The sequence below is a fragment of the Kitasatospora sp. NPDC054768 genome (genome assembly GCF_053612025.1).
Window position 1 is genome coordinate 1 of the sequence record NZ_JBSHBN010000051.1, and the last position, 14,178, is coordinate 14,178.

Below are 14,178 nucleotides of genomic sequence, written 5' to 3' on the forward strand. Positions count from 1 at the left end.
GTTGATCGCCTCGGTGGCGGTGGCGGCGGCGGCCGCGGCCGCCCCCCCGGCGAGCGCGGCGGCCCCCCCCGGGCGGCCCCCCCCCCCCCCCCCCCCCGACCCGAAGTACCCCTGCGCTCACCTCGAAGTGCCCTCGTCGGCACTCGCTTCCGCACTCGACGCATGACACGGTTCGACCATCCGCGACAACGTCCGACAGGACCAACGCTGACTCCATGCCGCGTTTGCTGACGGCCCATCAGATCCGACCGGGGCACTCGCGGAGTCCGGGAAGTCATCGCCGGGTGCCGCCGCGAGAACCAACGAATGCCCTGGCGCGCCCCCTCGCCGGTTGCCGAAGGACGGTCACCACCGGAATGGGGCAGGCCGGAGAAAGCGGCCACCATGCCGCCCGCACCCCCGGCGACGATCTTGCTTCAAGCCAGTTATTAGACCCGAGACCTCCTGCGAGGCGTTCCGAGCCCCCTCCCCCGGTAAGAGCCCGGCGACCCGCCCCGACCCCACGCTAGGGTGACCTCATGGCGGACGCCCCGACGACAGCAGCATCCTCGGTCGACGCGCTGGACGCCCTCGTCGAGCGCACCTGCGAACCGCCGACCGGCATGTCCCGGGCGAAGCAGCTGCGCTGGGTCGCCGGCGAACTGCGCACCGCCCTGGAGCGGGGCGCGATCGTGCCCACGGCCGCCGGCTCACTCGCCCAGCTCTTCGCGCCGGACACCCTCGCCGACTACCTCGCCGCCGCCGAGCGGGGCCTGCTGCGGCGCAAGCCCGCCGCCCGACCGGGCCAAGCCTCAGCCGCGTCCCTGCGCGTCCGGGAGGACTGCCTCCGCATCCTCGGCGCCCGAGCCGGCATCGCCGTCACGCTCCCGGAGCGCGACCCGCCGCGGGTCGCGCTCCGGCCCGTGGTCGCCGCCCGCCCGCGCAGCATCCTCCTCGGCCACCTGGAACACTCGGCCCGCCCCGGCCGGTCCGACTCCCGCAGCCGGATCCTCGCCATCATCGGCACCGTGCTGGACACCGGCTGCCGCGCCGGCGAACTCTGCGCCCTGCGCACGGACGACGTCGACCTGCACCGCGGCACGATCCGCCTCACCCGCCTCCCCCAGCACCGCAACCCACACACCACGCCCGCCACCGAAACGGTCGCCCTGTCCGGCCCCACCCGGGCCGCGATGCGCCACTGGCTCACCGTCCGCGGCCACCTCGTCGCACGCGACACCACCCAACCCGCCGGCCCGGGCAACGAGACCACCGACGCCCTGTGGGTGAGCATCGCCCCCAGCGGCCACCCCCGCCCCGGCCTGCCCCTGCACTTCCGCGGCCTCGCCCGCGCCTACGCCCGCGCGATCCACGACCTCAACACCGACATGGCCGCAGAACCCGGCTGGCACCCCGTGCCCCAACGCATGGAACAGCTCCGCCGCGCCATCGCACTCGAACCGGCCGACCCCGACGGTGCGACCCTCCGCCGCCGCACCCCGACACCTGCCGCCGGCCCCGAGGCAACGGCACAGGCTTAGGTCCTATCTTTTGGATCAGCGGGCGGACCAGATGAAGATGCCGGCGATGTGGAGTCCGGCCCGGAAGACGGTGGCGGTCTTCTCGTAGCGGGTGGGTGCGCCGCGAGGCGCTGTGGAGTCGAGTGAGGTGAGAGACCTGCACTGCCGGTTGTCGTAGCAACTTGGTTGAAGCTGGGGGCAGTTCGTCTCGGGGGATGCCGAGGCGGGCGGGTAGGCAACCCCGACAACGCCGGGACGGACCGGAACTGCCAGACGGTTCGGGTCCGGCTGGCGAGACGGGAAGGTGTACGCGAGGAACCAGCGTTTGACGCCCCGTAATGACGAGACCGGCTCCAACCTGGCGGATCTGGGCCGGACGCAGTACGCGATCGCCGCGTGTCGGTGATCGACTCCGAAGCCGACTCTACTCATCGGTGGGGAGGCCACGCCGAAGGTCTGCGGCGTAGGTGTGGCGATGCTGCCGGGGTAGAGCTGGGCACCTCACCCGTCGATCGGCTCCGTGGTGAACGTGGGAACTGTCTGCGGTCGTCCTCCGTGCCGGGCATCCAGTTCGGTCGAGGGCAGGCCCATCGCCGGCTGATGACCGTGGGACAGGGCGGAGGCTCCGTCGTCGCCGGCCTGGTCGACGAGTCCGTCCACGACACCGCGGAACAGGACCTGCTCGCCGACCTGGCCACCTCGGCCTGATGCCCGGGAATCCTCCGGGACGACCTTGCGGCCTTCGCGTGATCCTGGACTCCGCCGAGCGGGCGAGGACGTGACGCGAAGGCCGCACCGCGGGATCGTGCCCTTCTCGTTCCCGGCGGCGTCGTACTCGGCCACGATCCACAGTGCGGACCCGGGAGCCGAACCTGCGGCGCTCCGGCCTCGGGGCCGGGCCGGATCCGGGCGGCTCGGTCACTGGTCATGGGGTGGAACTGCCCCTCGTGTCCTTGCGGGCCGACCCGGCCGAGCGGGACGGTCCCGCCCGGGGCCGGCCGCGGGAGCCGGTGGATCCGGGGCCGGGGCCCGGTCGCCCGACGATCACCGACTCCGCCGCTGCCACGAACGACACCGGGGTGGCGGGTTCAAACATGCGGAACAGCGGTGCCCCGATTGTGGCTCGTTTCCCGCACTCGGCGCCCCGTGGCCCCAGGTAGTGCTTGTGGCGGGAGGGATGCGCACCTAGATTCACGACGTGTCGATCCAGTAGCTGAGAGTGGCAACGGCGTCCCGCCGTGAACTCGGTGCCCGGCGGTCCGATCGTGGTGGACAACGCTCTCTTTCCCGGTCGGGTGGAGATCCCGCCGCCGGCGATGACCGACGACGTCACCCCGGCCTGGAAGAAGCCCCGATCCGTTCCCCGTCCTCTCGACTCCCTCGTGGAAAGGCTCACGCATGACCGCCCTCACCGGACAGCACGAGAACGGCCGGCACGTGAACAGCCCGTCGGGCCACGACTCGGACCCGCATGAGACCGACCTGCGCCGGATCCGCGCCCTGATCCTGGCTGCGGACGGGCCCGAGGAGCAGCTTGCGGCGGTGATCAGGTCGGCGGGCGCCGAGCAGACGGCCACCGACCTGGTGGACGAACTGGTCAGCCGGGCCGACCTGAGCGAGCAACTCGCCGCCGCCGCGGTGGTGGTGCAGTTCGAGCTCGCCTTCGACGGCCAGGTGCTCCGGCACCACCTGCTGACCGGCCCCAAGGCCGAGCACCGCACCGGGCCGGCCGACGAGCCCAGCGCCACCGTCGAGCTGGACCTGCTGGACCTGGCCCGCGCCGTCTTCGGCGCCCGGCACACCGCAGGCCACCGCACGCCCGGGATCACCTGGCACGGCATCGAGGACCCGGCTCGGCTGATGTCCGCACTGGCGGCCTTCCCGGTCGTCCAGCAGCTGCTCCGCGGCTTGGTGGAACAGCCGCTCGACCTGGCCGAGTTGTCGCTGCGCCACGGTTCGGACAAGTGGGGGCTGCACTACTACACCGACCACTACGCCCGGCACTTCGCCCCGCTGCGGGACCGGCCGCTCACCATTCTGGAGCTGGGGATCGGCGGCTACGCCGACCCGGCGGCGGGCGGTGGCTCGCTGCGGATGTGGAAGCGCTTCTTCCGGCGGGGCCTCGTCTACGGGGTCGACGTCTACGACAAGACGGCGCTGCGCGAGCAGCGGATCCACACCGTCCAGGGCGACCAGGCGGACCCGGCCTTCCTCACCGCGCTGGCCGAGCGGATCGGGCCGATCGACATCGTCATCGACGACGGCAGCCACTACTGCCCGGACGTCATCGCCGCCTTCGGCGCGCTCTTCCCGCACGTGGTCCCGGGCGGGCTCTACGTGATCGAGGACCTGCAGACCTCCTACTGGCCGGGCTACGGCGGCAGTTCGGAGCGGCTCGACGACCCGACCACGAGCATGGGCTTCCTCAAGCAGCTGCTCGACGGCCTCAACCACGAGGAGCACGAGCCGCCGACCGCGCACGGCCCGAGCGGGACCGACCGGACGCTGGCAGGCGCGCACTTCTACCACAACCTGGCGATCCTCGACAAAGGCCGCAACGAGGAGGGCACCGTCCCCGCCTGGATCCCGCGCCGGCAGCTGAGCGCCGAGGAGATCGCGGGCGCCCAGTGGGCCGCCGAGCAGCAGTCCGAGCCGCAGCCCGAGGCCGGCCCGGGCCAGGACCCCAGCTGAGCCGCGCGGCCTGCCTCGCCCCTTCTCCCTTCCCGAATCGCGCTTCGTGCCTCCCTCTTCCCTCGTTCCTCTTCCCGATACCGACGGAGTAGCAGTGAGCCACATCCTGATGCTCAACATCCCGGCCCACGGCCATGTCTTCCCCACTCTGGCGGTCGTCGGTGAACTGGTACGCCGCGGGCACCGGGTCACCTACGCGGCCGTCGACGACTTCGCCCAGGCCCTGGCCGAGGTCGGCGCCGAACACCTGCGCTACGACTCCACCCAGCCGCTGGGCAGCGTGGGCGGTCCCGAGAACGGGCGCACCCCGCTGATCTTCCTGGACGAGAACATCGCCATCCTGCGCGCGGTCCAGGAGTGGTTCGGCGATGCCAGGCCCGACGCGGTGGTCTACGACGCCGTGGCCTTCCAGGCCGGCCGGATACTGGCCCACACCTGGGGGCTCCCGGCCGTCCAGTCGACGCCGTTCTTCGCCTCCAACGACACCTACTCCTTCGTGCAGCAGATGATGGAGGCGGACGGCGCGGTCCCGCTCACCGAGGAGGTGATGGTCGAATTCGGCGTCCGGATGGCCGAGTTGCTGGCCTCGCACGGCATCGACGAGCCGGCGCACGAGTTCATGATGCGCACCGAGAGCCTCAACCTCGTCCACGTGCCGCGGTTCTTCCAGCCGCACGGCGAAAGCTTCGACGAGCGCTTCGCCTTCGTCGGGCCGTGCCTCACGGACCGCTCCTTCCTGGGGGAGTGGCAGCCCCCGGCGAGCGGCCTGCCGGTGGCGCTGGTCTCGATGGGGACCGTGCACAACAAGCATCCGGAGTTCTTCCGGCTGTGCGTGGACGCCTTCGCCGAGCTGCCCTGGCACGCCGTCATCTCGGTCGGCGAGGGGATGGACCCGGCCGACCTCGATCCGCTGCCGGACAACGTCGAGGTCCACCGCTGGGTCTCGCACCTGGCGGTGCTCCGGCACGCCCGGCTGGTGATCACCCACGGCGGCATGGGCGGCGTGCTGGAGTCCCTGGACGCCGGCTGCCCGATACTCGGAGTGCCGTCCTGGCCGGACGTCGCGGCCAATACCGCGCGGGTGGCCGAGCTGGGCCTCGGCCGGGAACTGCTGCCGGCGGAGGCCGACGTGAGCCTGCTGCGGGCCGCGATCACCGAGGTGGCCGCCGACGCGGCCGTGCAGGAGCGGGGCGCCGAGGCGCAGCGGCTCACCCGGGAAGCGGGCGGTGCCACCCGCGCCGCCGACGAGATCGAGGCCTACCTGAAGCGCACGGCCTGATCCCACCACCGGGCCCGGCGTCCCCGACGAGAAGCGGAACGATCAGCGGCCGCCCAGGGGTCCCGGTGGGCGGTGCGCGCCACCATGGTGGGCCGATGTCATCGATCAAGCAATTCCAGGTCACCTTCGACTGTGCGGAACCCGAGCGCCTCGCCCGTTTCTGGGCGAGGTGTTCGGGTATGTCGTGCCGCCACCGGAGGGGTTCGCCACGTGGGAGGACTACAAGGGCGCGCAGCCGCCCGAGCGGCGGGGTCTTGGGGGTCAGCCCCACATGGGGACGGGATCGGCCAGGTCGCCCGGCCCGCGGGGTGTGGATGTCGGAGGTGACGGTCGCGCTTGGGCCCTCGCCGTGGACCGCCGACTCACCCTCGCCACCACCCGCACCCGCAGGTTCGACTTCCGCCTCGACGGCCTGCTCGGCCACGACATCCACAGGACGACCGTCGGCATGGCTCGGTCCCGACGCCGCCGAACAGGCACCTCGAACTCATGACAGCTCCTGTGAATCGGAGCGAACGGAGGGGTGCCAGTACGGCCCGAGCGTAGTGCAGCAGAAGTGGGCCCGACAGCAGAATGCCGCAGAATCCGGCGTTAGACCGGACACCCGGGAACCCGTCTCGTGGCGCTATATCGATACGATATCCGGGTCTGGGAACATATCCGACAGCATACCGGCGGAGTGAACTTTCCGATTTCGGAAAATGAATTTTTCGGCCCGTCCTCCGGGAGGGAACCCACGGGGGAGATCAGGGAGCGGTGCGCGCCGCGCTCTGCTGGGACTCGAGGAATTCCGGGAGGACGCGGGGTGGCCATGCTCCGACGCTCAGCACACCGAGGGAGTGCGCCCGGGAGACCAGAGCCGGCCGGTTCGCAGCCTGGAAACGGCGCATCATCAGCCCGATGCGGTAATCGATGCCCTGCGGGCTCAGATAGAGCGATGCCGCCAGCCGGACGGTCGGGGTGCCGACCGCGACGCCTTCCAGGATGCGGGCGTCCACGGCGGTCAGCCGACGGACGCCCGCGCCGCCGGCAGGGCCCCCGACTGCCGGACGGGCGTCGCCGGCGGGCCCGGACCGCGGCGGCCGCTGCGTGGGCTCGATCTCCTCAGAGGTCGCTGACAGTGTCACTCCTCGGTCCCCCTTCCCTGTTGTCGACGGTCTCAGGCGCGCGGCGTACCGGCGAGGTGGTCGCGGAGCATGCCGGTCACCTCGTCCGCCCGGCTGCTGAGGTAGAAGTGCCCGCCGGGGAAGACCTTGAGGTCGAACGCGGCCGTCGTGCGGTCGCGCCAGTGCCCGGCCTCGGGGACCGGTGTCCAGGCGTCCTGGTCCCCCACCACGGCGGTGACCGGGCAGGTGACCACGGCGTCACGGTCGGTCCGGTAGGCCCCCAGCGCCCGGTGATCGCCGCGCAGCACGGGCATCACCATCCCCAGCAGTTCCTCGTCCTCCAGGAGCCGGGCGTCGGTGCCGCTCATGGCCCTGACCTCGGCCACGATGCCCGCGTCGTCGAGTGGGCGGGAGGGCCCGGGCCGGTCTGCGGACGGCCCCTTCCGACCGGAGACGAAGAGGTGGTCGATCCGACCGCCCGTGCGCTCGATCCGCCGGGCCACCTCGAAGGCGACGAGCGCACCCATGCTGTGCCCGAAGAAGGTCAGGGGGAGGTCGTCCCAGCGGCGCAGCGCTTCGGACACTTCGTCGGCCAACCGGTGCAGGTCCTGGACACCGGGTTCCTCCCGGCGGTCCTGCCTGCCGGGGTACTGCACGGCCAGGACGTCCACCGGACCGCGCAGTGCGGCGGATACCGGGAAGTAGAAACTCGCCGAGCCGCCGGCGTGCGGAAAGCAGACCAGTCGGCGCGTGGCCGTCGGCGAGGGATGGAAGCGACGGCACCACAGGTCGCTGTCCAAAGAGAGGGAGGTCATGTCGGCCTTTCATTCCTTTCGCGAAATCCGCGTGGTGCCGGCGGGCGGGGTGTGGTGATCACGTCGGACACCCGCCGCACCGGTGGGCCGGCCGGTACGCACTAATACGGGGATCCCCGATCGGCGACGACCGGCGGGTCACGGGCGTCGCATATGACAGCCTGCCATGCCTCCGGGAATGTCAGCAAGTACGCATCGGAGCGCATCCGGCACTCATGTCCGGGTTCAAAACCGGCCGTTTCTTCGGCGATTGGTAAGAACGTTGCAGTGCGGAGCAACCCTGTGGGATTTACTTGGCTCCGACTCGGCAGCAACGGTCCGGCCGGACCGCGCACCGCGGATCCGGGCGAGGGGGCGAGGGCACCTCATGGCACGGTTGTACGCCGTCAGCGACCTCCATGTCGCCCGCCCGGAGAACAGGGCGATCGTCGAGGGGCTGTTCCGGCGTGGTGTGCGGCGACGAGCTCCTGCGGCCGGTGGGCCGTGGTGGGCGGCCTGGTCCTGACCACTGTGACGGTGCCGCGCAGCGTAAACCCGGCATGCGCGCAAGACCTGTGCTCTAGGAATACCTCTAGATACGACAGGACCGCGTTGACCCGCTCATGGTCACCCAAGACGCTGGAGGCAGTCTTGCCCACCGGTCGTGCGATGAAGAGGACTCCCCCTTGAACTTCCTGTTGCTGGGCCCGCTTTCCGTCCGGTTGAACGCGCGCGAGGTGCACGTGTCGGCGCCGAGGCAACGCGTGGTCATGGCAGCCCTCCTCCTCAACGCCAACCGGGTGATCTCGGTCGACCGGATCGCCGAGTACGTCTGGGACGGCGCCCCGCCGCCGAGTGCCGCCGCGACCGTCCGCACCTATGTGATGCGCCTGCGGCAGTCGCTGGGCGAGCACGCCTCCGCCCGGATCCTCACCCGGGCGCCCGGCTACCTCCTCGAACTCGGCGAGCACGAGAGCGATCTCGGGCAGTTCACGGCCCATCGCCGGCGCGCGGCGGAGCTGGCCGAGCGCGGAGACCTGGAAGGTTCCTCCGCCGAGCTGGCCGAGGCGCTCGCCCTGTGGCGCGAGGAGCCGCTGGCGGACATCCCGTCGCAGACGCTGCGCGATGTGGAGGGCCGCTACCTCCAGGAGCTTCGCCTGCAGACCATGGAGATGCGGTTCGACGCGGAGCTGGCGCTGCTGCGGCACGCCGAGGTCGTGCCGGAGCTGGTACGGCTGGTGCGCAGGCACCCCTTGCGCGAGGCCCTGGTGGGCAAGCTGATGCTGGCGCTGGGCCGCTCGGGACGGCAGTCGGAGGCCCTGGACCTCTACCAGCACACCCGGGCGCTGCTCGTCGAGCAGCTCGGCGCCGAGCCGAGCACCGATCTGCGCGACGTCCACCGGCACATCCTCTCGGCCCACGACCGGCCCCGCGCGCCCGACCCGCTGGAGCAGACCGCGAAGGCCCAGGAGGCGGCCGTCGCGCCGGCGCCGGCCGCCTCCTGGGAAAGGTCCTGCTGGCCGAGCCCGGCGCAGCTGCCCTCGGTGCCGCTGCCACTGTCGGCCCGCTCCGGTGCACTGGCGCGGCTGCAGCACTTCCTCACGACCGGCACGATGCCCGCGGGCATGGTGGCGACGGCGGTGGTGACCGGCCGGGGCGGTGTCGGCAAGAGCGCGCTGGCCCTGCAAGCGGCGCACGCCGTGCGCGGTTCCTCGGTGCACGGCCAGCTCTACGCGGATCTCGGCGGAGCCGCACAGCCGCTGACCGCCCGGGCGGTGCTGCCGCGGTTCCTGGCGGACCTCGGTGTGCCCCGGGACGAGATACCCGAGGAGGAGTCGGAACGGGAGAGCCTCTACCGCTCGCTCACCGCGGGCCGCCGTCTGCTGGTGGTACTCGACAACGCCTCCAGCGCCGCGCAGGTGCGGCCGCTGATACCGGGTAGTGGGGGCAGCAGGCTGCTGGTGACCAGCCGACGGCGGCTGGCCGATCTGGAGGGGGCGTCCCCGCTCGTACTCGGCCCGCTGGACGAGGCCGGGTCGCTGGAGCTGCTGGGCAGCATCGTCGGCCCGGCCAGGGTCGGTGCCGAACCGCGGTCGGCCCGTTCGGTGCTGACGGTCTGCGCGGGCCTGCCGCTGGCGATCCGGATCGCGGGGACCCGGCTGCTGGAGCGCCCGCACTGGACCATCGGGCACTTCGCCCGGCGGCTCACGGACGCCCCGCGGCTGCTGGACGAACTGTACGCGGGCGACCTCGGTGTCCGGCCCTGCCTCGACGCCGACCACGCCGGGCTCCGGCGGACGGCTCCGGCCGGGGTCGACCCGGCCGAGGTGTTCACCGCGCTGGGAGCCGCCGGATCGCGTTCGGTCTCCAGCAGTAGGGTCGCGGTGATGTTCGGCTGCTCCGAGGCGCAGGCCGAGGAGGCCTTGGACGCCCTGGTCGAGGCGAATCTGCTGGGTGAGCCGGCGGGGGGCCGCTACCGGCTGGACGCGCTGTTGCGGGCGTACGCCCGCGAGCGGGCGCAGGCGGTCGCCGTACGGCAGCACGATCACCCGTACATGCGCGCCGGGTGACCGTCCCGGCGACGGGCACCCCGCGGCCCGGTTCCCCTTCCCCCGATGCTTTTCGACTCGATCTCCTTCGACTCGATCTCCTTCGATCCGATCTCCTTCGAGAGGACCCCAGCGCCATGGCCCACCAGACAGAAGCCACCCACGACCTGCTCGCCTACGTCCGGGAGGTCTCCCTCCGTGACGACGATCTCCTCAGGGAGCTGCGGGAGGCCACCGCGGACCTGCCCGGCGGGACCGCCATGCAGGTGATGGCGGAGGAGGGCCAACTGCTCTCCCTGCTGGTCGGGTTGACGGGGGCTCGGGCGGTGCTGGAGATCGGCACCTTCACCGGCTACAGCACCCTGTGCATGGCCCGCGCGCTCCCGGCCGACGGGGTGCTGGTGTCCTGCGACATCGACGACCGGTGGCCGGCCATCGGCGCCGACTTCTGGAAGCGGGACGGGGTCGACTCGCGGATCGACCTGCGGATCGGCGATGCCACCGCGACCCTGGACGCGCTGCTGGCGGAGCGCGGGCCGGAGAGCTTCGACCTGGTGTTCATCGACGCGGACAAGAGCAACTACGTCCGCTACTACGAGAGTTCGCTGGCGCTGCTGCGCACCGGCGGTCTGATCGTGGTCGACAACACCCTCTTCTTCGGCCGGGTCGCCGATCCGGCCGCCGTGGACCCGGAGACCGCCGGGGTCCGGGCTTTGAACCGGCTGCTGCACGAGGACCCTCGGGTGGAGCTGTCGCTGCTGGTGATGGCCGACGGGATCACACTCGTCCGCAAGCGCTGAGGGCGGCGGGCCGGAGCCCGGGAGCGCCGGCCGCCGCCGCGGTCACGACGCTCCCGGGCTCCCTTCCGGCACGTTCAGGTCGGGTGCGTCCACGCTGATGACGGTGGACACCACGCGCGGGCCGGGGACCAGGTGGAGGCGCTGGAGTCCGGTGTCCTCCGGAGCCGGCGCGAGGGCGGCGGCACACGGGCACGGGGCTTCGTCCAAGCCCTCGAAGCCCGCGAACCGGTAGGCGATCTCCATCATCCGGTTGCGTTCGGTCGCCCGGAAGTCCGCGACCAGGTGGGCTCCGGACCGGGCGGCGGCGTCGGCCAGCCAGTTCAGCAGGGTCGCGCCGGCGCCGTAGGCGACGACCCGGCAGGAGGTGGCGAGCAGCTTGAGGTGCCACAGGCCCGGGTGCCGTTCGAGCAGCAGGACGCCGACCGCGCCGTGCGGGCCGAACCGGTCGGTGAGGGTGACCACCAGGACCTCGTGCCGGGGGTCGGTGATCAGGCCGCGCAGCACCGCGTCCGGGTAGTGGACCCCGGTCGCGTTCATCTGGCTGGTGCGCAGGGTGAGTTCCTCGACCCGGGACAGCTCCTCGCCGGTGGCCCGGCCGATGCGCATCCGCAGGTCCAGGGAGCGCAGGAACTCCTCGTCGGGGCCGGGGGCGGCCGCCCGCTCGGCCTCGCGGCGGAAGCCCGCCTGGTACATCTGGCGGCGGCGCCGGGAGTCGACGGTGCTGGCCGCAGGGGTGAACTCGGCGAGTTCGGGGAGTGCGAGGACCTGCTCGGCCGGGTAGCACCGTACGTCGGGCAGGTGGAAGGCCACTTCGGCGCGTTCGGCGGGCCGGTCGTCGACGAAGGCGATGGTCGTGAGCGCGAAGTTCAGCCGGTCGGCGATCCGGCGCACCGACTCGGACTTGGGGCCCCACCCGATCTCCGGCAGGACGAAGTACTCGGCCACGCCGAACGCCTCCAGCCGGGCCCAGGCGTGCTCGTGGTCGTTACGGCTGGCGACGGACTGGAGGATGCCGCGGGAGTCGAGCTCGATCACCACCTTGCGCACCTCGTCCGGCAGGTGCACCTCGCCGTCCTCCAGCAGGGTGCCCTGCCAGAGGGTGTCGTCCAGGTCCCAGACCAGGCACTTGACGATCTCGACCATGCCGTCCTTCCTCGTCTCGTCGACCGTGGGCCCGCTCACCGTGCCCCCGGAGCGGAGAGGGCGTGCTGTGCCAGCATCAGCCGGCACAGCTCGTTGCTGCCCTCGATGATCTCCATCAACTTGGCGTCCCGGTACGCCCGGGCCACCGCGTGCCCGTCCCGGGACCCGGCCGAGGCCAGTACCTGGACGGCCGTCGCCGCGCCCCGAGCGGCCTGCGTCGCGCTGACGTGCTTGGCCAGTACGGTCGCCGCCACCTGGTCCGGCGACCCTTCGTCCCAGCAGCGGCTGGCGTGCTCGCAGACCCGCGAGGCAACCTGCTCGGCCGTGTAGAGGTCGGCGAGGTGCCCGGCGACGAGCTGGTGCTCTGCGAGCGGCCTGCCGAACTGCTCCCGCCCTGAGGCGTGCGCGGTGGCCGCCGCCAGACAGGCCCGCAGGATGCCCACGCACCCCCAGGCGACGGACATCCGCCCGTAGGCCAGCGCGGTCGTCACCAGCAGGGCGGGCGGCAGTCCGTGACCGCCCAGGACGCTGTCGACCGGCAGCCGCACCCCGTCGAGGTGTACGTCCGCGTGTCCGGCCGCGCGGCAGCCGAGCGGGTCGGCGATCCGCTCGATCCGGACGCCGGGCGTGTCGGCGGGCACCACGACGGCCGCCGCGCCGTCCTCGTAGCGGCCGACGACGACCAGCAGGTCGGCGTAGTGGGCGGCGGTCACCCACTTCTTGTGTCCGTCGACGACGACCGCGTCGCCGTCGCGGCGGACGGTCGTCGTCATCGCCGCGAGGTCACTGCCGGCGCCGGGCTCGCTGAAGCCGACCGCCGCCAGTCCGCCGCCGGTCAGCCGGGGGAGGTGGGCGGCCGACTGCTCGGCGGTGCCGAGGCGCTGGATGGTCCATGCCGCCATGCCCTGGGAGGTCATCACGCTGCGCAGCGAGCTGCAGAGGCCGCCCACGTGGGCGGTGTACGCGCCGCTGCGCATGCTGCTGAGCCCCCAGCCGCCGTACTGCTCCGGGACTTCGGCGCACAGTCGGCCCTCGGCGCCCAGTTCGCGGAGCAGGTCCAGCGGGATGAGGCCGGTCCGGTCCCACTCCCCCGCCCGGTCGCCGACCCGCAGGGTGACGGAGGTCGTGGCGCTGTTCAGGTCCTCACTCATGCCGGCCCCCGGCGGCGGGCACCCGGAGCCGGTCCACCAGCTCCGCCATCCGCCGTACGGTGCGGAAGTTGTCCAGCCGCAGGTCCGCGCCGCGGACGGCGATGGCGTAGGTCTTCTCCAGGTACACCACCAACTGCATGGCGAACAGGGACGACAGGCCGCCGGCGCCGAACAGGTCGGTGTCGGCGTCCCAGGCGGTTCCGGTGTGTCCCTCCAGGAATCCCAGCAGTTCCTTCTCCAGGTCGTGGGTGTCGGGCGTGTTCGCTGTGGTCATGGCCGTCTCCTTGTCGGGGTGATCAGGTGTAGTCGTAGAAGCCGCGCCCGGACTTGCGGCCCAGCCTGCCCTCGCGGACCAGCCGGAGCAGCAGTTCGGCGGGGCGGCAGCCGTCGTCGCCGGTGCGTTCGTGGAGCACGGTGAGGGAGTCGACGAGGTTGTCGATGCCGATCAGGTCCGCGGTGCGCAGCGGGCCGGTGGGGTGTCCCAGGCAGCCCTGCATCAGGGCGTCGACGTCCTCCGCGGTCGCCGTGCCCTCCTCCACGACCCGGGCCGCGTCGTTGATCATCGGGTGCAGGATGCGGCTGGTCACGAAGCCGGGTGCGTCCCGGACGACCACCGCCCGCCGCCGCAGCGCCGTGAGCAGGGCCGCCACGGCGGCCATCGCCGGGTCCCCGGTCTTGTCGCCGCGGACCACTTCGGCGGTGCCGATCAGGTAGGGCGGGTTCATGAAGTGGGTGCCGACCAGATCCTCCGGCCGATCCACGGCCCCGGCCAGTTCGTCGACGGGGATCGAGGAGGTGTTGGTGATCAGCAGGGTTCCGGGCCGGACCAGTCCGGAGACCTCGGACAGGACGGCGGCCTTGATCGCGGCGTTCTCGGTGACCGCCTCGACGACGGCGGTGGCTCCGGCGGCGGCTTTGAGCGAGGTACCGGTGGCCAGGGCGCCGAGGGGCGTCCCGGCGGGCAGGGCGCCCATCAGCTCGGCCAGCCGGAGGTCGCGGTCGATCAGGTCCGCGGCCCGGTCGAGCTGTTCCCGGTCGATGTCGACCAGGTGGACCGGCAGGCCGTGTCCGAGGGCGAGGACAGTGATGCCGACGCCCATCACCCCGGCTCCCAGCACGGTGAGGGCGTGTCGCGGGGGGGAATCGTCGTACGGGGCTGTGGTCAA

At 72.1% G+C, this 14,178-nt stretch carries 11 protein-coding genes and 2 pseudogenes; 7 read left to right on the forward strand and 6 right to left on the reverse strand.

Features of this window, described 5'->3' with window-relative positions; all coding sequences use genetic code 11:
- The first annotated feature begins 518 nt into the window (after positions 1–518).
- From ACWGKU_RS17775 to ACWGKU_RS17795, 5 genes and pseudogenes are all read left to right on the forward strand, one after another.
- Positions 519–1,520 carry a site-specific integrase gene (locus ACWGKU_RS17775; RefSeq protein WP_452177830.1) on the forward strand — a complete coding sequence of 334 codons (1,002 nt, stop codon included), beginning with the start codon at positions 519–521 and terminating at the stop codon, positions 1,518–1,520.
- A 1,377-nt stretch (positions 1,521–2,897) separates the two neighbouring features.
- Positions 2,898–4,190, forward strand: coding sequence for a hypothetical protein (locus tag ACWGKU_RS17780; protein ID WP_401049186.1), 1,293 nt, complete (start codon positions 2,898–2,900; stop codon positions 4,188–4,190).
- Between the two features lie 94 nt (positions 4,191–4,284).
- Complete coding sequence (locus tag ACWGKU_RS17785; RefSeq protein ID WP_452177831.1) at positions 4,285–5,469, forward strand: macrolide family glycosyltransferase; 1,185 nt, start codon at positions 4,285–4,287, stop codon at positions 5,467–5,469.
- 95 nt (positions 5,470–5,564) lie between these two features.
- Positions 5,565–5,722 (forward strand): annotated as a pseudogene (locus tag ACWGKU_RS17790) (VOC family protein); the annotation flags it as partial.
- Between the two features lie 81 nt (positions 5,723–5,803).
- A pseudogene (locus tag ACWGKU_RS17795) lies at positions 5,804–5,920 on the forward strand (2-hydroxyacid dehydrogenase); the annotation flags it as partial.
- A gap of 295 nt (positions 5,921–6,215) precedes the next feature.
- Here ACWGKU_RS17795 and ACWGKU_RS17800 read toward each other — a convergent pair.
- Positions 6,216–6,467, reverse strand: a complete 252-nt coding sequence (locus ACWGKU_RS17800; protein ID WP_452177832.1) for a hypothetical protein — start codon at positions 6,465–6,467, stop codon at positions 6,216–6,218.
- Positions 6,468–6,628: 161 nt separating this feature from the next.
- Positions 6,629–7,390, reverse strand: a complete 762-nt coding sequence (locus ACWGKU_RS17805) for a thioesterase II family protein (protein ID WP_452177833.1) — start codon at positions 7,388–7,390, stop codon at positions 6,629–6,631.
- A 722-nt stretch (positions 7,391–8,112) separates the two neighbouring features.
- Between ACWGKU_RS17805 and ACWGKU_RS17810 the strand changes: the two genes are divergently transcribed.
- Positions 8,113–9,939, forward strand: coding sequence for a BTAD domain-containing putative transcriptional regulator (locus ACWGKU_RS17810; RefSeq protein WP_452191480.1), 1,827 nt, complete (start codon positions 8,113–8,115; stop codon positions 9,937–9,939).
- Positions 9,940–10,055: 116 nt separating this feature from the next.
- Positions 10,056–10,718, forward strand: a complete 663-nt coding sequence (locus ACWGKU_RS17815; protein ID WP_401049827.1) for a class I SAM-dependent methyltransferase — start codon at positions 10,056–10,058, stop codon at positions 10,716–10,718.
- 42 nt (positions 10,719–10,760) lie between these two features.
- Here ACWGKU_RS17815 and ACWGKU_RS17820 read toward each other — a convergent pair whose 3' ends face one another.
- Genes ACWGKU_RS17820 through ACWGKU_RS17835 form a run of 4 tightly spaced genes read right to left on the reverse strand, consistent with a single transcriptional unit; the run spans position 10,761 to position 14,178 of the window.
- A complete protein-coding gene (locus ACWGKU_RS17820) occupies positions 10,761–11,861 on the reverse strand; it encodes an HAD-IIIC family phosphatase (protein ID WP_401049828.1) in 1,101 nt (366 codons plus the stop codon).
- A 35-nt stretch (positions 11,862–11,896) separates the two neighbouring features.
- A complete protein-coding gene (locus tag ACWGKU_RS17825; protein ID WP_452177835.1) occupies positions 11,897–13,012 on the reverse strand; it encodes an acyl-CoA dehydrogenase family protein in 1,116 nt (371 codons plus the stop codon).
- A complete protein-coding gene (locus ACWGKU_RS17830) occupies positions 13,005–13,286 on the reverse strand; it encodes an acyl carrier protein (RefSeq protein WP_401049832.1) in 282 nt (93 codons plus the stop codon). Before ACWGKU_RS17830 ends, ACWGKU_RS17825 begins: the two co-directional genes overlap by 8 nt.
- Positions 13,287–13,308: 22 nt before the next feature.
- Positions 13,309–14,178 carry a 3-hydroxyacyl-CoA dehydrogenase family protein gene (locus tag ACWGKU_RS17835; protein WP_452177836.1) on the reverse strand — a complete coding sequence of 290 codons (870 nt, stop codon included), beginning with the start codon at positions 14,176–14,178 and terminating at the stop codon, positions 13,309–13,311.

Bases quoted from the DNA above. Each gene is read 5' to 3' on its own strand.
- ACWGKU_RS17775 (WP_452177830.1), top strand. From the start codon at position 519: ATGGCGGACGCCCCGACGACAGCAGCATCCTCGGTCGACGCGCTGGAC.
- ACWGKU_RS17780 (WP_401049186.1), top strand. From the start codon at position 2,898: ATGACCGCCCTCACCGGACAGCACGAGAACGGCCGGCACGTGAACAGC.
- ACWGKU_RS17805 (WP_452177833.1), bottom strand. From the start codon at position 7,390: ATGACCTCCCTCTCTTTGGACAGCGACCTGTGGTGCCGTCGCTTCCAT.
- ACWGKU_RS17815 (WP_401049827.1), top strand. From the start codon at position 10,056: ATGGCCCACCAGACAGAAGCCACCCACGACCTGCTCGCCTACGTCCGG.
- ACWGKU_RS17820 (WP_401049828.1), bottom strand. From the start codon at position 11,861: ATGGTCGAGATCGTCAAGTGCCTGGTCTGGGACCTGGACGACACCCTC.
- ACWGKU_RS17825 (WP_452177835.1), bottom strand. From the start codon at position 13,012: ATGAGTGAGGACCTGAACAGCGCCACGACCTCCGTCACCCTGCGGGTC.
- ACWGKU_RS17830 (WP_401049832.1), bottom strand. From the start codon at position 13,286: ATGACCACAGCGAACACGCCCGACACCCACGACCTGGAGAAGGAACTG.